The sequence below is a fragment of the Rhizobacter sp. LjRoot28 genome (genome assembly GCF_964253025.1).
Classification (GTDB): Bacteria; Pseudomonadota; Gammaproteobacteria; order Burkholderiales; family Burkholderiaceae_C; genus Rhizobacter.
The window spans coordinates 572,277-593,419 of record NZ_CAXUQC020000001.1; the positions used below are offsets into that span (position 1 = coordinate 572,277).

At 69.2% G+C, this 21,143-nt stretch carries 20 protein-coding genes; 11 read left to right on the plus strand and 9 right to left on the minus strand.

Going from position 1 to position 21,143, the window contains the following annotated elements; all coding sequences use genetic code 11:
- Positions 1-205 precede the first annotated feature (205 nt).
- Positions 206-475, minus strand: a complete 270-nt coding sequence (locus tag ACSQ2F_RS02715; protein WP_436019511.1) for a zf-TFIIB domain-containing protein — start codon at positions 473-475, stop codon at positions 206-208.
- A 418-nt stretch (positions 476-893) separates the two neighbouring features.
- Between ACSQ2F_RS02715 and ACSQ2F_RS02720 the strand changes: the two genes are divergently transcribed.
- Complete coding sequence (locus ACSQ2F_RS02720; protein ID WP_436019513.1) at positions 894-1,703, plus strand: class I SAM-dependent methyltransferase; 810 nt, start codon at positions 894-896, stop codon at positions 1,701-1,703.
- Positions 1,704-1,738: 35 nt separating this feature from the next.
- On the opposite strand, the gene ACSQ2F_RS02725 is transcribed toward ACSQ2F_RS02720, so the two are convergent.
- From ACSQ2F_RS02725 to ACSQ2F_RS02745, 5 genes are all read right to left on the minus strand, one after another.
- A complete protein-coding gene (locus tag ACSQ2F_RS02725; RefSeq protein ID WP_436019515.1) occupies positions 1,739-3,028 on the minus strand; it encodes an RNA polymerase sigma factor in 1,290 nt (429 codons plus the stop codon).
- Positions 3,029-3,041: 13 nt separating this feature from the next.
- Positions 3,042-3,722 (minus strand): YciI family protein, encoded by a 681-nt coding sequence (locus ACSQ2F_RS02730; RefSeq protein ID WP_436019517.1) that lies wholly within the window; start codon positions 3,720-3,722, stop codon positions 3,042-3,044.
- A gap of 49 nt (positions 3,723-3,771) precedes the next feature.
- Positions 3,772-4,191 carry a DoxX family protein gene (locus ACSQ2F_RS02735; RefSeq protein ID WP_436019519.1) on the minus strand — a complete coding sequence of 140 codons (420 nt, stop codon included), beginning with the start codon at positions 4,189-4,191 and terminating at the stop codon, positions 3,772-3,774.
- 11 nt (positions 4,192-4,202) lie between these two features.
- Positions 4,203-4,634 carry a YciI family protein gene (locus ACSQ2F_RS02740; protein ID WP_436019521.1) on the minus strand — a complete coding sequence of 144 codons (432 nt, stop codon included), beginning with the start codon at positions 4,632-4,634 and terminating at the stop codon, positions 4,203-4,205.
- A gap of 155 nt (positions 4,635-4,789) precedes the next feature.
- Entirely contained in the window at positions 4,790-5,158 is a 369-nt protein-coding gene (locus ACSQ2F_RS02745) for a ribbon-helix-helix domain-containing protein (RefSeq protein WP_436019523.1), read from the minus strand.
- Between the two features lie 316 nt (positions 5,159-5,474).
- Here ACSQ2F_RS02745 and ACSQ2F_RS02750 point away from each other — a divergent pair, with 316 nt between their 5' ends.
- Positions 5,475-5,828, plus strand: a complete 354-nt coding sequence (locus ACSQ2F_RS02750) for a DUF1330 domain-containing protein (protein WP_436019525.1) — start codon at positions 5,475-5,477, stop codon at positions 5,826-5,828.
- 19 nt (positions 5,829-5,847) lie between these two features.
- Here the strand turns inward: ACSQ2F_RS02750 and ACSQ2F_RS02755 are convergent, their stop codons facing one another.
- Positions 5,848-6,426 (minus strand): DJ-1/PfpI family protein, encoded by a 579-nt coding sequence (locus tag ACSQ2F_RS02755; protein ID WP_436019527.1) that lies wholly within the window; start codon positions 6,424-6,426, stop codon positions 5,848-5,850.
- Between the two features lie 170 nt (positions 6,427-6,596).
- On the opposite strand from ACSQ2F_RS02755, the gene ACSQ2F_RS02760 reads away from it, so the two are divergent.
- Positions 6,597-8,243: an alkaline phosphatase D family protein gene (locus ACSQ2F_RS02760; RefSeq protein WP_436019529.1), complete on the plus strand. Its 1,647-nt coding sequence runs from the start codon at positions 6,597-6,599 to the stop codon at positions 8,241-8,243.
- Between the two features lie 16 nt (positions 8,244-8,259).
- Here ACSQ2F_RS02760 and ACSQ2F_RS02765 read toward each other — a convergent pair whose 3' ends face one another.
- The gene (locus ACSQ2F_RS02765; protein WP_436019531.1) at positions 8,260-9,150 is read right to left on the minus strand and encodes a methylglyoxal synthase; all 891 of its coding nucleotides are present in this window, start codon (positions 9,148-9,150) and stop codon (positions 8,260-8,262) included.
- Between the two features lie 184 nt (positions 9,151-9,334).
- Here ACSQ2F_RS02765 and flhB point away from each other — a divergent pair, with 184 nt between their 5' ends.
- From flhB to ACSQ2F_RS02800, 7 genes are all read left to right on the plus strand, one after another.
- Positions 9,335-10,489, plus strand: coding sequence for a flagellar biosynthesis protein FlhB (gene flhB, locus ACSQ2F_RS02770; protein WP_436019533.1), 1,155 nt, complete (start codon positions 9,335-9,337; stop codon positions 10,487-10,489).
- Positions 10,486-12,576, plus strand: coding sequence for a flagellar biosynthesis protein FlhA (gene flhA / locus ACSQ2F_RS02775; protein ID WP_436019535.1), 2,091 nt, complete (start codon positions 10,486-10,488; stop codon positions 12,574-12,576). Before flhB ends, flhA begins: the two co-directional genes overlap by 4 nt.
- Before the next feature lie 82 nt (positions 12,577-12,658).
- Positions 12,659-14,278, plus strand: a complete 1,620-nt coding sequence (flhF, locus tag ACSQ2F_RS02780) for a flagellar biosynthesis protein FlhF (protein ID WP_436019537.1) — start codon at positions 12,659-12,661, stop codon at positions 14,276-14,278.
- 46 nt (positions 14,279-14,324) lie between these two features.
- Complete coding sequence (locus ACSQ2F_RS02785; protein WP_436019539.1) at positions 14,325-15,110, plus strand: MinD/ParA family ATP-binding protein; 786 nt, start codon at positions 14,325-14,327, stop codon at positions 15,108-15,110.
- A gap of 15 nt (positions 15,111-15,125) precedes the next feature.
- Positions 15,126-15,839, plus strand: coding sequence for an RNA polymerase sigma factor FliA (locus ACSQ2F_RS02790; protein ID WP_436019541.1), 714 nt, complete (start codon positions 15,126-15,128; stop codon positions 15,837-15,839).
- Positions 15,840-15,867: 28 nt separating this feature from the next.
- Complete coding sequence (locus ACSQ2F_RS02795; RefSeq protein WP_436019543.1) at positions 15,868-17,220, plus strand: methyl-accepting chemotaxis protein; 1,353 nt, start codon at positions 15,868-15,870, stop codon at positions 17,218-17,220.
- 192 nt (positions 17,221-17,412) lie between these two features.
- Positions 17,413-18,507, plus strand: a complete 1,095-nt coding sequence (locus ACSQ2F_RS02800; RefSeq protein ID WP_436019545.1) for an ABC transporter substrate-binding protein — start codon at positions 17,413-17,415, stop codon at positions 18,505-18,507.
- Here ACSQ2F_RS02800 and ACSQ2F_RS02805 read toward each other — a convergent pair.
- A complete protein-coding gene (locus tag ACSQ2F_RS02805) occupies positions 18,500-19,288 on the minus strand; it encodes an SDR family NAD(P)-dependent oxidoreductase (protein ID WP_436019547.1) in 789 nt (262 codons plus the stop codon). The two genes, ACSQ2F_RS02800 and ACSQ2F_RS02805, sit on opposite strands and share 8 nt — an antisense overlap.
- A gap of 164 nt (positions 19,289-19,452) precedes the next feature.
- On the opposite strand from ACSQ2F_RS02805, the gene ACSQ2F_RS02810 reads away from it, so the two are divergent.
- Complete coding sequence (locus tag ACSQ2F_RS02810; protein WP_436019549.1) at positions 19,453-21,135, plus strand: alpha-amylase family glycosyl hydrolase; 1,683 nt, start codon at positions 19,453-19,455, stop codon at positions 21,133-21,135.
- The last annotated feature ends 8 nt before the right edge of the window (positions 21,136-21,143 follow it).

Genomic DNA, 21,143 nt, shown 5'->3' on the forward strand with positions numbered 1-21,143 from the left:
CTCTTTGGTGACCTTCTGGCGCGGCAGAAAGTAGTTCGGCTGCCGGGCCGAGACCCGGCGCGGCCGTGCCGCCGAGACAACGCTCGCATCAGACACGCGCCCTGCACCAGGGAGCGCAAAGCGAGGCGCCCATCAAGCCACCCGCGAGCCCGGGTTTCCCGGGCGACCCGTGGAGGCAGGAATGAAACGACTGGGGGGGCCAGCCTCAGTCAAAGATGTCGCTCAGCCAAGACTTCTTGCGGTAGCCGCTCTGGTGCTTGCGGAAGTCCGAGTCCTCGAAGTCCCGGCGGCCACCAGGGGGCATGGCCGTGCGTTGGGGTGCGACCGGAGCCTGCTGCCCCGCGGACAGCTGGATGAGCTTGTCGAGTTCGCCGCGGTCGAGCCACACGCCTCGGCAGCTGGGGCAGTAGTCGATCTCGACGCCCTGTCGATCGGACATGAGAAGGGTGGATTCGGGACAAACCGGACACTTCATTGAGGAACTCCTGCAAGGGATCGGGCCGGCACGGGGACGGCGACCCCGTGGGAGTCCCGGTGGCTGCCGGAGTTCCTGCGACGGTGACGGCGCGCCCTGGCCAAGGCCGCGCGCGTCATCGACGGCGCATGCCGGGCTGGCCACGCGCGGCGTGCCGTCGGCATCGCGGGCCGGCCACGGCGGGCGGCCACGATCGATTTGAGGAGTCAGGGTTTCCCCGGAGGGCGTGGCTCGTCACCGGGAACGGCCTCCCGGGGGCGTGGGTCCCCGGGCCCGGACGCGCACGTCAGGCAACCCCACGCGCCACTTCCACGACGCCGCCTTCGCTCATTCGAGGGGGATGCGCGGCCCTGGGCAACCGCTAACATGGGATTCGGCCCCGATCACGGGGCAAGGACAGGATCGGGAAGGGGTTCGGATGAACGATGCGAAAGAACGCGAACGGGAGTTTCATGACGCCCGTTTCGCGCAGGACCAGGATCCGCGCAATGTGCTGGCGAAGTACTACTCCGTCACCGCGGCGTCGTCAGACCTGTTCAAGCGCATCGTCACCGAGCGCCTCGGCGCCGGTCGCAATTTCCTCGAGTATGGCTGCGGCACCGGAGGTGACTTTCGCTTCTACAAGCGGCTCGGCTGCAACCTGTACGGGATCGACATCAGCCGCGAAGCCATCATCAAGGCGCAGGCGGATGCCGAGGCGCACGGGCTGACGGCGGAGTACTCGGTGCAGGACGCCGAGAACACCAACTTCCCTGCCGGTACCTTTGACCTGGTGGCCGGCAGCGGCATTCTTCACCACCTCGACCTCGACCGCTGCCTATCGGAGCTCGCGCGCATCACCAAGCCTGAGGGCGCCTGCGTGTTCTCCGAGCCCTTGGGCCACAACCCGGCCATCAACCTGTTCCGCCGCATGACGCCCAAGCTTCGGACCGCCGACGAGCATCCGTTGGTGAAGCGGGACTTCGACCTGATGCGCAAGTACTTCGACGTCGTCGAGGTCAAGCACTTCTACCTGTTCACGTTGCTCACGGTGGCGCTGCGCAAGACGCCGTTCTTCGGCCGGGCCTACGAGTCGATGCTCCGCTTCGACGACTTCCTCATCTCCCGCTTTCCCGGTCTCGGCTTGCACGCCTGGATCTGCATCATCACGTTGCGTCGGCCGCGGGCACAAGCCCAGCAGCAACCCTCGGCACAGCCGCACGGCCAGGCGCAGGTGCAAGCCGCCTGACGACCGTCGTCCGGTTCAGCGCAGGGGGGGCTGGCTCACGGCGTCTGCTGCCGCGTTGCACAGTGAAGCGCCCGGGCGAGCAGCAGCTTGCGCTCCCGTTCGTTGCGTGTCAGTCCCGCGGCGCGCCTGAACTCCTCGGCCGCCTCCTGGGCCCGGCCCAGGCGGGCAAGGAAGTCTCCGCGCACGCTGGGCAGCAGGTGATAGTCCTTCAATGCCGGCTCGTCGCGCAACGCGTCCACGCGGGCAAGCCCTGCGGCCGGGCCGTAGGCCATGGTGTCGGCAACGGCGCGATTCAGTTCGATGACCGGTGACGGCGTCACCTCTGCCAAGATGGCGTAGAGGCGTGCGATCTCGGACCAGTCCGTTGCCTCGGCGGTCGGTGCGCGGGCGTGGCACGCGGCGATGGCCGCCTGGAGGGCATACGGCCCTTGCGCGCCTCCCAACCGCTCTGCCTGCGCCAGCGAGGCGAGGCCTCGGTGGATCAGCACGTGGTCCCACCGGGCGCGGTTCTGGGCCAGCAAGAGCACCGGTTCGCCGTGCTCGTCGATCCGCGCTGCAGCGCGGGACGCCTGGAGCTCCATCAGGGCGAGCAGGCCGTGCACTTCCGGCGCCTGCGGCATCAGCCCCGCAAGGATCCGGCCGAGGCGCAGCGCCTCGTCGCACAGGCCCGGCCGCATCCAGTCCTGTCCGGCCGTTGCGGCGTAGCCTTCGTTGAAGATCAGGTACACCACTTCCAGCACCGACGACAGCCGTGCCGGCAATTCGTGCCCGCGAGGCGCCTCGAACGGCACGCCGGCGGCCGCCAGTGTTCGCTTCGCTCGCACGATGCGCTGGGCGGTGGCGGCCTCGGTCATGAGGAAGGAGCGGGCGATCTCGTCCGTGGTGAGGCCGCCCAGCATGCGCAAGGTCAGGGTCACGCGGGCTTCCGAAGCCAGGACGGGGTGACAGGCGGTGAACACGAGCCGCAGCACGTCGTCACCGACGTCGTCGTCGAGCGCGTCGTCCAGGCGTTCGGCCAGTTCGGCGCTTCGCATCGCATGCTGTGCGTCGATCTCGCGACTGATCTCACCCTCCTTGGCCGCATGCAGCCGGCGCCTGCGCAGGTGATCGAGCGCACGGTGCTTGGCAGTGGCCATCAGCCAGGCTGCGGGGTTGTCGGGGATGCCCTCGCCGGGCCACTGCTCGAGGGCGGCGACAAGGGCGTCCTGGGCGAGTTCCTCGGCCACGCCGACGTCGCGCGTCATGCGCGCGAGCGCGCCGATCACCTTGGCCGACTCGATGCGCCAGACGGCATTGATGGTGCGGTGTGCGTCGGTCGCCGTCATGGCAGCAGGCGCTTCACGCCACCGGCCGGATTTCCACTTCCGGCCGGGTTTGCGCATAGGGGTAGGTGCGGACCCAGTCGACGACGTCTTCCAGGGACCCGGCTTGCAGCAGCCAGAAGCCCGCGATCAGTTCCTTCGCTTCGGCGAAAGGGCCGTCGATCACCCGCGCCTGGCCGCGATGCACGGAGACGCGGCTGCCGCGTGCCGTCGAGCGCAGGCCATCGGCGGCGAGCAATCGACCTGAACGCACCGCCTCGTCGTTGCATGCGCCCATGCGCTGGAGCCGTTCCGCCGGAGGCGCGCGTTCCGCTTCGGTGTCGGCGTCCGCACGCACGAGCACGAGGAAGCGCGGCTGGGTGGCAGGCTGGCCCGGTTCGACGCCGGCGAGGCCGTTGGCGCACCCGGTTTCGCGGAGCTCGAAGGCATTGCCATCCGGTTGGGCGCCGAGCCAGGCCAATGCGGCGTCGCGAGAGGGCGCTTCGATGAGCGCCAGTCCGGCGAGGCCGGGGCCCGAGCGCAGGATGGATCCGGCGGACCGATGGAGGCCGTCCTCGCTGAGGACGATGCGCACCGCCGCTTCCTCGGGGGCCAAGGTCACTTCTTCCTGGATGGCGATGCCCGGGGCGGGGCGCAGGGCAGGCAGCGGGCCGGCGGGCCCGCCGGCCTCGGCATGACGAAGGATCACGAATCTCATCCGTTGCAGTCCCGGTTGACGTGGGGCTGCAAGGATAGATCAACGCCGATCAACGGCGCATCGGCAGCAGTGCCCGAAGCCGGTCGTCGCGGAGGTAGAGCCCGCCCCACGCCAGCAGGCCGAGGTAGACGCCGAACAGCAGGTGCGTGAAGACCGGGTTGCCCACGCGGAGCTGTGTGGCGATGGCCCCGCCGAGCAGCCCGGTGAGCAGGATGGCGCCCAGCACCGCGGTGCGTGGCCACGCATAGAGCAAGGCGATGGCGAGTGTCATGACCCCCAGGCCGAAGCTGTGCGCGGGGTTCAGGCCCAGCTGCACCGACGTCTCGCGCACCACGTCCAGCCCGATGACCTTGATGGCAGCGTCAAAGAGCAGGAACAGCACCACCAGCGCGCTGAGCACCTGGCCCGTGCGCCGCGCCGTCAACCCGGGGCGCACGGGACGAGCCGAATCCGAAAGGGTGGCTTGCATGGCACGCTCCTTCACTGCGCGTCGGCCGTGCGCGCATCGACCTCGGCCCGCAGGCGGTCTTCCTGCTCGCGCAGCTCCGGCGTCATCTCGGCACCGAAATCCTCCATCTCGAAGACACGACGCAGCTCGACTTCCTCGCCGTGGTCGAAGGGCGCGCGCTTGAGCCACTCGATCGCTTCCTCATGCGATCGAACCTGCCACAGCCAGTAGCCGGCGATCAGTTCCTTCGACTCGCTGAACGGGCCGTCGATGACGGTTCGCTTCGTGCCCTCGAAGCGCACCCGGGCGCCCTTGGAACTCGGGTGCAGGCCTTCGCCGGCGAGCATCACGCCCGCCTTCACGAGCTCCTCGTTGTACGCACCCATGCGGGTGAGCTCCTGCTCCGTCGGCATGACGCCCGCTTCCGTGTCCTTGTTCGCCTTGACGATCACCATGTAACGCATGCTGTTCTCCTGAGGGTTGAGGAGGCCGCACAACGCGTGCCTCTGAATGGACGTCGAACGAGCCGGGCGCGGATCGACAGGATCCACCACGGATTTGGTAACAGCATGTTTCAGGGGGGCGGCCGGTCCGCCGTCCGGCCGCCCGCGGGCGCGGTTCACGCCGTCGCGCCGTCGCGCAGGCGTCCCAGAGGCAGCTCGTCCAGGACCTCCCTGGGGTTCAGCGAACGTATCGGCACCGTCACGTCGGTGGGGATGCGCCGGTGCGCCTGCAGTGCCATGTAGCGCAGTGCGCTCACCCGCAGGAAGGAAGCGAAGTTGCCGACTTCACCTCGGGAGCGGACCAGCTCGTCGTGCAGCCGCTCGATCAGCTGGGTCACCGTCATGCCGTCGCGCGCGCCGATCTCGGCCAGCACGTCCCAGAACAGGTTCTCCAGCCGCAGGCTCGTCACGACGCCGTGCAGCCGCACCGACCGCGTTCGGGACGCATAGCTCTCAGGGCTGGCACTGATGAAGATCTCGCACATCAGGGTCTCCGTCAGGAGTGTGGGCCCGCAGGGGCAGGTCGATACCTTAGTGCATGTGCGAGACCGCGGCTGTCAGCCATGCCGCTCCGGGGCGGCAAATCCGCGTCCCGACCAGGGTGGCCGGCAGCCGCTGGGCAGCCGCCGCGCAGGCGTCGGCACCGTTGCTGGCGCCATGACCTGGCAGGTCATGGACCGGGTGCGACGGCGCTCTTAACCTTCCGGGGTCGTCTGTCGTGCCGGACACGACGTGGGTGGGGAGCCCCCGCCCTTCGAACCGTCGTTCCGGCATTCATTGAGCCCTGACTCGGAGAACGCCATGCCCGCCTATGCCATCGCCCTGCTGAACGACGTCGAGTTCAATGCGGAGATCGTCGCCTACATCCGCGGCATCGACGCCACCCTGCCGCCCTTTGGCGGGCGGTTCCTGGTGCACGGTTGCCGGGCCGAGGTGAAGGAGGGCGCGATGGACAGCGATTGCATCATCATCGCGTTTCCCTCCATCGACGAGGCGCGCCGGTGGTACGCCTCGCCGGCCTACGAGCGCCTCATCCCGCTGCGTGCACGCAATGCCCGGGGCGCGGTGTTCCTCATCGACGGGGTGCCCGAAGGCTACCTCGCACGCGCGTTGCTCGACAAGCTGGCGCCTCCCGAGGCGTGCGCGGCGATCTGAGCGGTGCCGGTCGGGCCGGTCAGTGCGTGATCCTCGTGCCCAGCGCCGCGAGGAACTGCGCAATCCAGGCCGGGTGCGCGGGCCAGGCCGGGGCCGTGACCAGCTTGCCGTCGGTGACGGCCTGGTCCACCGGGATGTCGGCGTAGGTCGCACCCGCGAGTTCCACCTCGGCCGCGCAGGCCGGGTAGGCCGACACCCGCTTGCCGCGGATGACGCCCGCTGCGGCCAGCAGTTGCGCGCCGTGGCATACCGCGGCGATGGGCTTGTCGGCGCGGGCGAAGTGCTGCACGACGGACAGCACCTGCTTGTTCATGCGCAGGTACTCCGGGGCACGGCCGCCGGGAATGAGCAGCGCGTCGTAGTCTTCGGGGCGGGCGTCGGCGAAGGTCGCGTTCAGCACGAAGCGGTGACCGGGCTTCTCGGAATAGGTCTGCTGGCCCTCGAAGTCGTGGATGGCCGTCATCACGAAGTCGCCGGCCTTCTTGTCGGGACACACCGCGTGCACCTCATGGCCCACGGCCAGCAGCGCCTGGTAGGGCACCATGGTCTCGTAGTCCTCGGCGTAGTCGCCGACCAGCATCAGGATTTTCTTGCCCATCGTCATCTCCTCGGCTCGCAGCCCGCACCGTGCGGACCCTTGCGGTCATTCTGTGAAGGCCGCGCAGCGAATGGGTAACAGCGGGCTGTGGCGCAGGGGTTTCATGGCGACGTCATGCGGGCTTCCTAAGGTGCAGCGTCATTCCCGCCAGCCACCCCACGGAGCCCGCCATGTCCCACGCCGATGACATTCCCAGCACCCGCCGCCGATTCCTGCACGGCACCGCCGCCGCCACCGGGGCACTGGTGCTGCCCTCCTGGGCCGCGGCGCAGCAGGCGCCAGGCCTCATCGTCTCCGATGCGGTGCGGCCGGTGGCCGCCCAGGGCCTGCAGTTCGGCGACCCTCACGACGGCGCGGTGATGGTGTGGTCGCGCAGCGACCGGCCGGCCCGCATGGTGGTCGAGTACGCGCTGGATGAACGCTTCACCAATGCCCGCCGGGTGGTGGGCCCGCACGCCCTCGAAGTGACCGACTTCACCGCCCGCCAGGATCTGGTCGAGCTGCCCGAAGGCCGGGAGGTCTTCGTGCGGGTGAGCTTCGAATCGCTGGACAACGCCCGCGCCGTGAGCGAGCCGGTGCTCGGGCGGTTCATCGTGGCGCCCTCGGCCCGAGACGACGGGCACGGCGGCTGGCGACACCGACCGCAGGCGCGCGACGTCCGCTTCGTCTGGGGTGGCGACACCGCCGGCCAGGGCTGGGGCATCAACCCCGGCTTCGGCGGCATGCGCATCTACGAGGCGATGCGCCAGCGCCGGCCGCACTTCTTCATCCACAGCGGTGACACCATCTACGCCGACGGCCCCATCAGCGCCTCCGTCACGGCCGAGGACGGGCGCCTGTGGACCAACCTCGTGACGCCCGAAGTGAGCAAGGTGGCGGAGACGCTCGACGAATACCGCGGCCGCTACCGCTACAACCTGCTCGACGACAACCTCCGCCGCTTCAACGCCGAGGTGCCGCAGCTGTGGCAGTGGGATGACCACGAGATCACCAACAACTGGTCCGATGCCAAGGACCTGTCGGCCGACAGCCGCTACACCGAGAAGCGGGTGCCGCTGCTCACCGCCCGCGGCACCCGCGCCTTCCTGGAATACGCCCCGATGCGTCCGTTCGACGCCCGCGAGGCGCAACGGGTGTACCGCAAGGTGAGCCACGGTCCGCTGCTCGACGTCTTCATGCTCGACATGCGCTCCTACCGGGGCCCCAACTCCAGCAACCTGCAGACGCAGGCCGATGCCGCCAGCGCCATCCTCGGGCGCGAGCAACTCGACTGGCTCAAGCGCAGCCTGTCGCAGTCGCGTGCGGTGTGGAAGGTGCTGGCCTCCGACCTGCCGGTGGGCGTCGGCGTGCCGGACGGCCGCGATGCCCAGGGGCAGGCCCGGTGGGAAGGCATCGCCAACGGGGAGGGCGGCGCGCCGCGCGGCCGTGAGCTCGAGATTGCCGAGTTGCTCACCTTCATCCAGCGCCGCCACATCCGCAACACCGTCTGGCTGACGGCTGACGTGCACTACTGCGCGGCCCACTACTACGACCCGAACAAGGCCGCCTATGGCGACTTCGATCCCTTCTGGGAATTTGTCGCCGGGCCGCTCAATGCCGGGACCTTCGGTCCGAACACGCTGGAGAACACCTTCGGTCCGCAGCTGGCCTTCGTCAAGGCGCCACCGGCAGGCCGGTCGAACCTGTCTCCCTACGCCGGCATGCAGTTCTTCGGCGAGGTGAACATCGACGGCCGCACCGGCGAGCTGGCGGTCGACCTGCGCGACATCGGCGGCCAATCGGTGTACCGCAAGGCGCTCAGCCCCCGCTGGGGCTGACACCAACCGGCGGGCGTCAGCCCGCCGCGCGCGTGACCGCCTGCGCCCAGCGCTCGGCCATCGCCGGCGAGTTCGCGCAGCTGGCGTGGCGGGTGACGGTGCAGACGGCGCGTTCGAGCAGCTGGATGTCGGCCTCGTGCTGGCGGGCGACGTGCGGGTCCTCGAAGAAGATGACCTTGTCGCAGCGCAGGTCGAGCACCCGCTCGGCGATCTGGGCATCACCGCCCAGCGGGCCGCTCAGGTAGCGCTGCACCCAGGGCGTGCCGGCCGGCCAGCCGCGCGACCACGCCATCTCGTTGAGCCGCTGGCCGGTGGTGCCGGTGGCCACCCGGCTCGGCGCGCGGCTGAGCAGGTCGAAGTGGCGGCTGCAGAAGTCGACCATCTGCGCCTTCAGCGCGTCGTGGGCGATGAGCGCCAGGTGGCGCCGCGACACGTCCAGCAGCGTGCGGGCGGCGGCGTCGGCCGTTCCCGCATGGACGCTTTCCACGGCCATCCATTCGATGGCGCCGGCCACCGTCGACACGAAGGGCTTCTGGTGGGTGACGCATTGGCGCTTGAGCGCCAGCGCCTCCGGGTACAGCGTGGAGGGATCGACCGGGTCGATGAGGTAGATGATGCCGTCGAGCGCCTGGCCCTCATAGGCGCCGCCGGCCACGTGGGAGACGAGGCGCATCAGCCCGCCGTCCTTGCCCGAGGGATAGGCCACGAGGCCTTCCCAGTCACCCAGCGCGGCCGAGGCGACCAGCGCCGCATGGGACCTTCCGACGGTGTGCAGCCGCATGCCCATGCGGCGCACCGCCGGGCCGCAGGCGTCGGCCCAGACCAGCAGCCCGCGGTCGGCCGCCTCGCGGTGGAGTTTGCTGGCGGCGACGCCGAACCGGCGGGGCAGGGTGGGGGCGGTGGTCATGCGCGGCATTCTGGCAGCGCCGCGGGCGGCTGTGAACCACACGTGAACTGCATCACGCCCCGTGCCCCCGTGACGCGGACGGCGCCTCCGGCAACGGGCCGAATTGCCCGGCCTTTCCCCCTCTGATCCCGCTCAAGTTTCCGGCACCGCTTGAAACAATCCGGTAGCCGTTCCTCCATCCGCCATGTCCGACCAAGACAAGAACTTACCCGCCTCAGCACGCAAGCTGCAGAAGGCCCGTGAAGACGGGCAGATTGCCCGCTCGCGTGACTTCGGCCACCTTGCCGCCATCGCGGCGGGCGGCGGCGTGATCGTGGCGGCGGCGCCCACCCTGTCGGGCTGGCTGATGGACATGCTGGCCCAGGCACTGCGCTTCAATGCCGCTTCGGTACAGAACACCGGCTTCATGGGCGAGCGCCTGGGCGAACTCACCCTCAAGATGCTGGTCGTCGTGCTGCCCATGGGCGCCCTGATGATGCTGGTCGCCCTGGGCGCCAGCATGGCCATCGGGGGCTGGGTCTGGACCTTCAAGCCGATGGCGCCCAACTTCGGCAAGCTCAACCCCCTGTCGGGCATCGGCCGCGTTTTTTCCAAGCAGCAGATGATCGATGCCCTCAAGGCGTCGCTGCTGGCGCTGATCCTCGGCGGCATTGGCGCCATGTACCTGCGGGCCAACGTGAATGCCTTCGGCGGGGCGCTCTCCATGCCGCTGCCGGGCGCGCTCTCCCATGCCGGCAACGTGATCCTGGGCGGTCTGCTGCTCCTGCTGCTGGCGCTGGCCCTGTTCGCCGCCATCGACGTGCCGCTGCAGAAGCACCTGCACCTGAACAAGCTCAAGATGAGCCACCAGGAAGTGAAGCAGGAGCACAAGGACATCGAGGGCAACCAGGAGGTCAAGGCCAAGGTGCGCGCCCGCATGCGCGAGATGGCCAACCGCCGGATGATCGCTGCCGTGCCGAGCGCCGACCTGGTGGTGATGAACCCGACCCACTACGCCGTGGCGCTCAAGTACGACGAAGGTGCGATGGGTGCTCCCCGCGTGGTCGCCAAGGGCGCCGACCTGATGGCCATGAAGATCCGCGACACCGCACGCGAGGCCCAGGTGCCCGTGCTGCAGGCCCCGGTCCTGGCGCGCGCGCTGTACGCCCACGCCGAGGTCGATCGCGAAATCCCGGCCGCCCTGTTCTCGGCCGTGGCCCAGGTGCTGGCCTACGTCTACCAGCTGCGCGCCGCCATGGCAGGCCGCATGGCCATGCCGGGCGTGTTGCCGGAGCTGAATGTTCCGGTCGAGCTCGACCCCCATCACAAACCGGCTGGCCCCCAGGGGACTGATCGATGAACGCACTGATCGCGAAACTGCAGGCCCTGCTCGGGCCCCACGCCACGGCCATCAAGGCGCTGCTGGCGCCCATCTTCATCATCCTGCTGCTGGCGATGATGGTGCTGCCGCTGCCGGCCTTCGCCCTCGACCTGCTCTTCACCTTCAACATCGCCATCGCGTTGATGGTCATGATGGTGGCGGCGTACATGGTCCGCCCGCTTGATTTCTCCGCCTTCCCGATGGTGATCCTGTTGACGACGCTGCTGCGCCTGTCGCTCAACATCGCCTCGACCCGCGTGGTGCTGCTCGAAGGCCACACCGGCACGGGCGCGGCCGGCAAGGTGATCGAATCCTTCGGCCATTTCCTGATCGGCGGCAACTTCGCCGTCGGCCTGATCGTCTTCGCCATCCTCGTGGTCATCAACTTCGTGGTGGTGACCAAGGGCGCCGAGCGAATCGCCGAAGTCGGCGCGCGCTTCACGCTGGACGCCATGCCCGGCAAGCAGATGGCGATCGACGCCGACCTGAACGCCGGCCTGATCGACGAGCGCGAGGCCAAGCGCCGCCGCGCCGAGGTGGGTGACGAGGCCGAGTTCTTCGGCTCCATGGACGGTGCCAGCAAGTTCGTGCGCGGCGACGCCATGGCCGGCCTGCTGATCCTCTTCATCAACATCATCGGCGGCTTCATCATCGGCGTGGTGCAGCACGACCTGTCGGCCGCCCAGGCCGCCAACAGCTACATCCTGCTGGCCATCGGCGATGCGCTCGTGGCCCAGGTCCCGGCGCTGCTGATCTCCGTGGCCGCCGCGCTCGTGGTGTCCCGCGTCGGCAAGGACGAGGACGTCGGCACCCAGATTTCCGCCCAGGTGTTCAACTCCCCGCGGGTGCTGGGCATCACCGCTGGCGTGATCGGCCTGCTGGGCGTCATCCCGGGCATGCCCCATGTCGTCTTCCTGGCGATTGCCGGCGGCCTGGGCTACGGTGCCTGGTGGATGAAGGAACGCAACAAGCGCCGTGCGGCCGAGCCGCCGCCGCGGGCCTCGCAGCCGTCGGCCGAACCGAATGCCGAAGCGAGCTGGGACGACCTGCTGCCGGTGGACACCCTGGGCCTGGAGGTCGGCTACCGGCTGATCGCCCTCGTCGACAAGGCCCGCCAGGGCGACCTGCTGCAGCGCATCAAGGGCGTGCGCCGCAAGTTCGCCCAGGACGTCGGCTTCCTGCCGCCGCCCGTGCACATCCGCGACAACCTGGAGCTCAAGCCCAGCATGTACCGCCTGACCCTGCGTGGCGCGGTCGTGGGCGAGGGCGAGGCCTTCCCGGGCATGCTGCTGGCCATCAACCCGGGCGGTGCCACCACCAACCTGATCGGTACCAAGACCACCGACCCGGCATTCGGCTTGCCCGCCGTCTGGATCGAGGAGCGCCAGCGCGAATCAGCCCAAATGAACGGATTTACGGTTGTTGATTGCTCGACCGTCGTGGCCACGCATCTTTCACACTTGATGCAAGTGAACGCGGCCCGCCTCCTGGGACGCGTCGAGACCCAGCAACTGGTTGAGCACGTGACGAAGTTGGCACCCAAGATGATCGAAGACGTGGTTCCGAAGATGGTCGCCATTCCGGCCCTGCAGAAGGTTCTGCAGCTACTGCTGGAAGAGGGCGTGCACATCCGCGACATGCGCTCCATCATCGAATGCCTGGCCGAGCACGCCTCGGTGGTGAGCGACCCGGCCGAACTGGCCCGCCGCATCCGCATCTCGCTGGCCCCGTCCATCGTCCAGCAGATCTACGGCCCGGTGCAGGAGCTCGACGTCATCGCCCTCGAGCCCGAGCTCGAGCGCATCGTCACCCAGGCCCTCAATTCGCCACACGGCGCCGCCCTCGACCCCGGGGTGGCCGATACCCTGGCTCGCAGCGCCGCCGAGTCCGCCAAGCGCCAGGAAGATTTGGGCCACCCGGCCTGCCTGCTGGTGCCCGACCTGATCCGAGCGCCGATGGCCCGCCTGCTCAAGCGCGCCGCCCCCCGCCTGCGGGTGCTCGGCCACAGCGAGATTCCCGAGACGCATTCGATCCGCATCGGCTCGATCATCGGAGGCACCTCATGACACCGGCTTCCGCTGAGTTCCCGTCCGGTCCGGCTGACCGCGCTGCATCCCTTTCGAAGTTTTCCCGCCTTGGAGGCAACACATGAACGTCAAACGTTTTACCGCGCGGACCTCGCGCGACGCCCTGACCCTGGTGCGCCAGGCGTTTGGCGATGACGCCGTCGTGCTGTCCACCAAGCCCTGCGCCGAAGGCATCGAGGTGCTGGCCATGGGGCCGGAAGGCATCCAGCAGATCGAGCGCATGTCAGCATCCATCCCGGCCGCCCAGCCTGCTGCACGCCCCGCGGCGGCCCGTCCGGCGGCCAAGCCCGCCGCCCGTCCGGCCGCCCAGCCGGCGCCGGCCCAGGACGAGGTCAGCGACGACGTGGCCCGCCTGTCGATGAGCACGCTGTCCTTCCAGGACTATGTGCGCGAGCGCATGCTCAAGCGCCGCCAGGCCGCCCTGCGTGCCGAGCAGCGCGCCCAGGAACCCACCTTCCACGCCGAGCCCGAGCAGTTGCCCGTGGCCCTCGAGCAGCGCCTGGCGGCTCGCCAGTCCGCCCCGGTCATGCCCGCGGCGTCCCGTCCGGCCATGCCGGTGGAAGCGGCACCCCCCGCCCCGGTCGCTCCGGTCGCCCGCCCGCAGGCCGCGCGCCACGAACTGCCCGGCATGCGCGACATGCTGGCCGAGCCGGTCGCCCCGGTGGCCGCGATGGCCCAGCCGGTGCCGTCGCTGGCGGACGCCGGCCTGAACGCCTCCATGGCCACCAGCCGCCGCGAGCAGCAGGACATGATGAACGAGCTGCGCTCGATGAAGGGCCTGATCGAAGACCGCTTCGGCGCCCTGGCCTTCATGGAAAAGCTGCAGCGCAATCCGGCGCAGGCCCACCTGATCCAGAAGCTGCTCGACTGCGGCTTCTCGCCCGCCCTCATCCGCAAGCTCACCGAAAGCCTGCCGAGCGACGTCACCGACGAGTCCGCCTGGGCCGCCAACGTGCTCGAGCGCAACCTGCTCACCGGCGAGGCCGAGCCGGCCCTGGAAGACCAGGGCGGCGTCTACGCCATGATCGGCTCCACCGGCGTGGGCAAGACGACGAGCACCGCCAAGATCGCCGCCGCATTCGCCACCAAGTACGGCGCCGCCAACCTGGGCCTCATCACGCTGGACGCCTACCGGGTGGCCGCTCATGAACAGCTGCGTGCCTATGGCCGCATCCTCGGCGTGCCGGTGCACACCGCCCACGACCGCGCTTCCCTCGAGGACCTGCTCGAGCTGCTGTCGTCCAAGAAGATGGTGCTGATCGACACCGCCGGCATGGCCCAGCGCGACAGCCGCACCCGCGAGCTGCTCGACATGCTCAGCCACCGCTCCATCCAGAAGCTGCTGGTGGTGAACGCCTCCGCCCAGGGCGAGACCATCGAGGACGTGATGCTGGCCTACCAGGCGTCGGCCTGCAAGGGCATCGTGCTGTCGAAGATGGACGAGGCGGTGAAGCTGGCCCCGGCCCTCGACGCCGTGATCCGCCACAAGCTGAAGGTGGTCGGCGTGGCCAACGGCCAGCGCGTGCCCGAAGACTGGCACCGGCTGTCGTCGCATGCGCTGGTGCACCGTGCGCTGCGGGCCAACGTGAACCCGGCCTACCGCATCGACGCCGATGACGTGAGCCTCATCTTCACGGCTCGACAGCAAGCCCAGCGCCCCCGCCCGACGCTGCACGCCTGAGCCCGACGCCACCTTCACACCACACGAACCGACGAACGCCGCCGCCATGCACGACGACTACCACGATTCGCAGTATCCCCAGGACCAGGCACACGGGCTGCGCCAGCTGTTCGCCCATGCCCGCGTGCGCATGGTGCCGGTCGTCGCCAACCCGCACATGGCCTTCGGCGGTGTGATGCTCGAGCGGCTGTGCACCGCCTTCGCGGAGCAGGGCGCCCAGGTGATGGTGGTCGATGCCTCGGACCGCGCCCCCAGTCCGGACGAACTCTCGGTGATGGACCTGGGCGAATGCATCGAGACGCTGTCACCCCAGGTGTCGTACATGGCTGCCCGCGGCCTGCCCCTGCGCTACGTGGACGCCACCGGGTCCACCGCCGCCTTCCTTCAAGCGGTGGCGGATGCCGCGCCGCACGTGGACGTGATGCTGGTGCATGCGACCGAGTCGGACCTCTGCCGCCTCTTCATGCGCAGCGAGGCGCGTCCCCTGCTGCTCGCCGACGACCGGCCGGCCAGCGTGACCCATGCCTATGCCGCCATGAAGCTGCTGACGCAGCGCGCCCACCTGATGGTGCACGACCTGCTGCTGTGTGCGGCCCCCACGTCCCCTCGCGTGGAGCGCATTGCCGCGCAGGTCGCCAGCTGCGCCGACAGCTTCCTCGGTGCCGTGCTGCGCGACTGGTTGCACGTCGACCCCGCCTCGGACGCCCGCGAAGCGCCCACGCCCGCACTGCGCCGCTGGGCGCGTGAAGTCCTGTCGCCGGTCGCGATGCCCCATGCCGGCCTGGCGATGGCCGGCCGCCGCGGCGCCTCGTCGCAGCATGTTTTGAATTGACCTCTCGGAGCCACCATGTACACCGCCAAAGGCCAACTTGATGTCAATACGATGCTCAAGCAGTACAGCCCGCTCGTGCGCCGGCTGGCCCACCAGATGATTGCCAAGCTGCCGGCGAACGTCGAGCTCGACGACCTGATCCAGGTCGGCATGATCGGCCTCACCGATGCACTCAGCCGCTTCGACGCCCAGCAGGGCGTGCAGTTCGAGACCTTCGCCACCCAGCGCATCCGGGGCGCCATGCTCGATGAACTGCGGGGCAACGACTACCTGTCGCGCGGCATCCGCAAGCAGCAGCGCAGCATCGAGACCGCCGTCCACAAGCTCGAGCAGAAGCTCGGGCGCGCACCGGCCGAAAGCGAGATCGCCCGCGAGATGGGCGTGACGCTCGTTGAGTACCAGGAACTGCTCGGCAAGGTGCGCGGCACCCAGCTGGTGTACCTGGAAGACATGAGTGGTGACGAGGGCGACAACGACTTCCTCGACCGCCACGTGGCCGACGACGGCGGCAACCCGCTCGCCCAGCTGCAGGACCATCGCATGCGCGAAGCGCTGGTCGAGGGCATCAAGACGCTGCCCGAGCGCGAGCAGTACGTGATGAGCATGTACTACGAGCACGACATGAACCTGAAGGAAATCGCCGCCGTGCTCAAGGTCACCGAGTCGCGCGTCTGCCAACTGCACAGCCAGTCCATCGCCCGCCTGCGAGTCAAGCTGCGCGAGTGGTGAGCTGAAGCCCGCCTGATCGGAGCGCACCATGTTCCAGCTGTTCAAGAAGTCGCCCACCCACATCCCGCCGACCCTGGCCGCGCTCACCGAGCCCGCGGGGGAGCCTGACCTGAAGGGCGCAGTGCGGTCCATCAGCCAGCAGGCCTCCACGATGGGCCGCGACGCCGCCGAGGTGCGGGGCCAGATCGACGACGTCATCAAGGTGTCCGCCCGCCAGGCACAGGCGGTTGCTGCGCTTGCGGGCCAGCTCCAGGACATCACGCGTGCACAGCACGACATCCGGGGCGTGGCCACCGGCAGCCTCGACGCCGTCGGCCGTGCCCGGCAGGCGGTGGCAGCGGTGGGAGACGAAGTGGCCGGCATCGTGGATTCCCTTCGCGACGTGGCCGGTGCCGCCAGCGAGATCACCCAGATCGCCCTGCAGACGCGGCTGGTCGCCTTCAACGCCTCGGTGGAAGCCAAGCGGGCCGGCGAGGCCGGACGCGGCTTCGGCGTGGTCGCCGACGCGGTCAAGGATCTGGCGTCGAAGGTCGAGCAGTCGTCCAAGGCCATCATGAGCACGGTCGGCCAGCTCGACGCCCGCATCGCCGCGCTGTCGCGCGAGATCCAGGTGAAGGAAGGCCAGGCCGAGCAGGGCGCCTTCCACACCGCGCTGCGCGACGTCGAGGGCGGCGTGTCGAGCATCAACGCAGCCGCGGACCGCAGCCGCGAGATCTGCGGCGGCCTGAACGGCCAGATGGCGGAGATCGAAACCGAGATGAACCGATCGAGCCATGCGCTCGATGCGGCGATGACGCGCAGCGAGGCCTTCCTCAAGGTATCCGAGCACCTCATCGAGCTCGTCGCCCAGTGCGGACTGCAGACCGAGGACACTCCGTTCATCGAGGCCGCCAAGGCCGCTGCCGCCGGCATCGGCGAACGCCTGGAGGAGGCGGTGCGGAGCAACGCCATCTCGATGGCCGATCTCTTCGACGAGGATTACCGGCCCCTCCCGAACACCAATCCGGCCCAGCACACCACGCGTTTCGTGACGCTGGCCGACCGCCTGTTCCCCGAGCTGCAGGAGCAGGTCCTGGCGGCGCATCCGAAGGCCGTGTTCTGCATCGCCGTCGACCGCAACGGCTACGTGCCGACGCATAACCAGCGCTATTGCCAGCCGCAGCGCGGTGACCTGGCCTGGGACACGGCCAACAGCCGCTATCGCCGCATCTTCAACGACCGCACCGGCCTGGCTTCGGCGCGCAACCAGCGTCCCTTCCTGTTGCAGACCTACCGGCGCGACATGGGCGGCGGCCGGTTCGTGCTGCTCAAGGAAGCCGCCGCTCCGATCGTCGTGAACGGCCGCCACTGGGGCGGCATGCGGCTCGCCTTCAACTTCTGAACCGATTCTTCCCGACCGTGCGTGCATCGTCCCGCACCAACCGGTTCCACTGGTAACGAAACTGCATCGTTTCTGTCAGGCAGCAGCAAGCTACGCCTCCTCAGAATCGCGGCCCTTTTCATCCTGGGTTCGTCGATGCGTTCTCGTTTCCTGCGCTGCCTCCGTGCCGCACTCGGTGCCTTCATCTCCCTCATGACCGCCGCACCTGTCCTGGCCGTGGACGGCATCGTCGACAACACCATTCTTCTTGGCATGTCCTCGCCGCTGTCGGGCCCGACCGGCGCCTACGGACGCCAGATGAAGGAGGGCATCGAGGCCTGCTTCGAGCGCGTCAATGCCAATGGTGGCGTCGCCGGCCGTCGGCTCAAGCTGGTTGCCCTCGACGACGGTTATGAAGTCGACCCCGCGGTCGCCAACGCGAGGCGCCTGATCGAGCAGGAGAAGGTCTTTGCCCTCATGGGGTTCTATGGCACGGCCTCGACCACCGCCGTGCTGCCCCTCGTGGAACGCGCCGCAGTGCCGCTCATCGGCACCATCACGGGCGCCGACTCGCTTCGAGATCCCGCCATTCGCCACATGTTCCACCTGCGTGCGAGCTACGGCAACGAGACGGAAGCGATCGTGCGGGCGCTGCAGACCCTGGGCATGACGCGCATTGCCGTGCTCTACCAGGACGATGGTTTCGGAGAGGCGGGCTTGAAGGGCATGCGGGCCGCGCTCGCCAGCCGCAAGCTCGAACCGGTGGCCGCTGCTGTCGTGCCCCGCAACTCCGTCGAGGTGGCGGCGGCCGTCAGCACCATCGCGGCAGCCAAGCCGCAGGCCGTGGTCATGGTGTCGCTGTACCGACCCACCGCAGCCTTTGTGCAGCAGCTGCGCCGCGCCGGCCTGTCACCGTACTTCGTCGCGCTGTCGCCGGTGGGCACCGACCAGCTCATCGCCGAACTCGGGGTGGAGGCCGCACGCGGCGTGCAGGTGGCCCAGGTGATTCCCTACCCGTGGGGCGACAAGTTCGCTATCGTGCGTGACTACAAGCGCGACCTCGCCGCGCATTCCCGCACGGCCGCGCTCTCCTACTACGGCCTGGAGGGCTACATCAACGCCCGGCTGGTGGTCGCCGCCCTGGAACGCGCCGGGGCCAACCCGACCCGCGAACGCCTCGAGGCCGCGTTGCGCGGCGCGCCCTTCGACCTCGGTGGCTTTCGCGTGGGCTTTGGTCCGCGCAGCAACGAAGGGTCGAGCTACGTCGAGATCAGCGTGATCGGCGCCAACGGGCGCATCCTCAACTGACGGACCGCGGCGCCGTCGCCGGCCGCGCCTGGCGCTTCGCCATCCAGCGGTCGAAGCCGGCGGGCAGCCACCGCTGCCATCGCCAGAGCCAGCGGTGCATCGTGGGGAACGCGACGACGCCGTCGCCCCGCGCCACGCCGGCGAGGATGCACTCGGCCGCCTCGGCCGCAGGCACCGCGCCGGCCGGTGGGCGGGCTTCGCCCTTGGCCCCGAGGATGGGCACGCCCCAGATGCCGCTCACCACCGGGCCCGGGCAGGCCACGGTCACGCGCACACCGTCGTTCCGCAGTTCGTGGCGCAGCGTCTCCGACAGCCCGACCACGGCGTACTTGGTCGTGTTGTAGAGGGCTTGGCCGGGGAAGGGGACGAGGCCGGAGATGGACGCGGTGTTGACGATGTGACCCGACCGCCGCGACAGCATGTGGGGCAGCACGGCGTGCACGCCGTGGATCACGCCCCAGAGGTTGATGTCGACGATGCGGTGCCAATGGTCCAGCGTGGCGGACCCGATGGGCAGCGACCCCCCGATGCCGGCGTTGTTGAAGAGGTAGTCGATGTGCCCCCAGTCGGCCACCACCCGATGCACCATGGCCTCGACGCTGGCCGCCTGCGTGACGTCGACGACATGCGCCTGGACCCGTTCGCCGAACCCCTCCAGCGATGCCAAGGCCTTGGCCAGCGCTGCCTTGTCGCAGTCGGCCAGCATCACGTGGGCGCCCTGGTCGAGCAGGCGCCGGGCCATGGCCAAGCCGATGCCGGAGGCTGCTCCGGTGATGATCACTCTTGCTTGCGCGTACGTTCGCATCGTGCCTCGCGGGTTGGACAGGCGCCGGGCGGCATTGTCCTCGCCGCGAAATCGAAACGCCAGGGGAATACGGGCATTGACAGCGCACTTTACCGATTCAGAATGTGCGGGTTCGCCACTCGATGCCGTCGTGCCCTCCCATGCAGCTGTCTTCCCGCTTCCGATCCAGCGTCCTCGCCGCCTGTCTTGCCCTGCCCCTGGCCTCGTGTGGCGGCAGCGGCGGCGGCGACACTCCGCCCGCGCCCGGGGCTCCCGTGGCCGTCACCGTGTCGCAGGCGCAAGGCACGCCGGAAAACCGGCTCGCCTGCTTCAAGGGCGTGGCCGACCCGGCCTGCCAACTGCGCATCTACCAGGTGATGGTCGAAGCCTTCGCCGACGGCGACCCGTCGGCGAACTTCAACGCCGGCTACGGCACCAGCCCGCACAAGGGTGACCTGCAGGGCGTGCTCAACGCGCTCGACTACATCAAGAGCACCGGCGTCAACGCCCTCTGGCTCACGCCGATCTTCGAATCCGCGCCGAAGGCAGGCCAGGACGACTGGACCGACCGGCTGGATGCCACCGGCTACTACGCTTCCGATTACTTCAAGGTCGATCCGAGGTTCGGCACCAACGCCCAGTTCAAGGCGCTGGTGGAGGCGGCGCACGCCCGGGGCCTGTACGTCTTCCTCGATGGCGTCTTCGGCCACTACAAGGACAACCTCGTGGCTTCGCCCGCTGGCCGCCGTCCGGCCAACGGCCTGTGCCTGAACGACCAGGGCGCGACCTACACCCCCGGCACCCACCAGGCCTGCGCCGACTACGCGGACCCTGCCACGCTGGCCTTCTTCCAGGAGGTGGCCACGCACTGGATCACCGAATACAAGATCGATGGCTGGCGGCTCGACCAGGCGTACCAGGTGCCGCCGGCCCAGTGGGCGGCCTTGCGCCAGGCCGTGGCAACGGCATCGGCGGGCGTGACCTACACCGGCGCGTCGGGCGCCGCCGTGCAGCCGCTCGGCCACATGGTGGCCGAGGTGTGGTCCGGCGAATCCACCATCCAGGCCCGCGCCTACGGCACGGAGGCGGCCCCGGCGTTGCAGTCGGCCTTCGATTTTCCAGGCCGCTACCGGCTCGTGCAAACCCTGGCCGGGGAAGAGGCTTCGGCCGCGAGCGGCAAGGCCGGCCTGCCGGCGACGACCCTGGCCGAGGTGTACGCCACCCGTGCGGCCTACCCGTCGCATGCGATGCCCAACCTGATGCTCACCAACCACGACCTCGTGCGCTTCGGTGACCTGATCCAAAGGGCCGGCCTTGGCCAGCCCGACGAAGACCGCTACTGGCTGCGCCACAAGGCGGCCTTCGCCTTCATGGCCGCCCACAGCGGGCCGGTCACGCTCTACTACGGCGACGAGATCGGCCAGGAACTGCCCGGCTTCGCCGCCGCCGTCACCACCAACTGCGCCGTCCAGGGTCTGTGCGACGACCACGTCAGCCGCACGGCGGGCAAGGTGTCGGGCCTCACCGCACGCGAGGCCGACCTGAAGGCGCACGTCGCGGCCCTGATGGCGCTGCGCGACGCACATCCGGCCCTGGCCGTCGGCACGCGCACGCACCTGCACGCCGACGCGCAGCTCTACGTCGACCGCAAGGATGCCGGCAGCGACCGCGTGCTCTTCGTGCTGAACACCGGCACCACCCCGGCCGTGGTGACGGTCCGTGCACCGGTGCTCGGCTCGCCGCAGCAGCTCACCGACCTCATGGACTCGCGCACCGTCACGGCAGGCGAGGGCGGCTTCGCGATCGAGGTGCCGGCACTGAGCGGTCGCTTCCTCAGCTTCTGAGCTGGGCG